Source organism: Aquabacterium parvum (assembly GCF_001447195.1).
Classification (GTDB): domain Bacteria; phylum Pseudomonadota; class Gammaproteobacteria; order Burkholderiales; family Burkholderiaceae_C; genus Aquabacterium; species Aquabacterium parvum.
Genome location: NZ_LFRI01000316.1, coordinates 1 through 414 on the forward strand (window position 1 = coordinate 1; position 414 = coordinate 414).

The window sequence follows — 414 nt, forward strand, 5'->3', positions numbered from 1 at the left end:
AAGTGACGACACCATTTCTTTTGGTGACGGCATCAGTGTGTCAGATGTGGTGTTTTCTGTTGGATCATCAGGACTCATCATCCGAATCAAGGAAAATGGTGTTTTGACCAATGATCAAATCACTGTCCAAAACTGGGGCGACACCGCATACAGAATCGAGAAATTCGTCTTCAAGACGGGTGAGTCTCTGACCGCTCAACAGGCCACGGAGTTGAGTTGGGTGATAAACGGGACCGACAGTGCGAACGCTCTGTACGGAACTTACGATAACAACACCATTCGGGGCTTCGGTGGTACCGACACCATTCAGGATGCCGGAGGCAGCGACTTCATCGACGGGGGTGATGGTGATGACACCATTAAAGACACCGGTGCTGGCTCGAATCACATCTATGGTGGTGAAGGCAAGGACAC

Annotated in this window: 1 protein-coding gene; it reads left to right on the forward strand. The window is 50.7% G+C overall.

Translation table 11 applies throughout. The features are described from left to right. The coding region (locus tag ABG80_RS10690; RefSeq protein ID WP_321166053.1) for a calcium-binding protein at nt 1–414 on the forward strand (414 nt) is incomplete at both ends.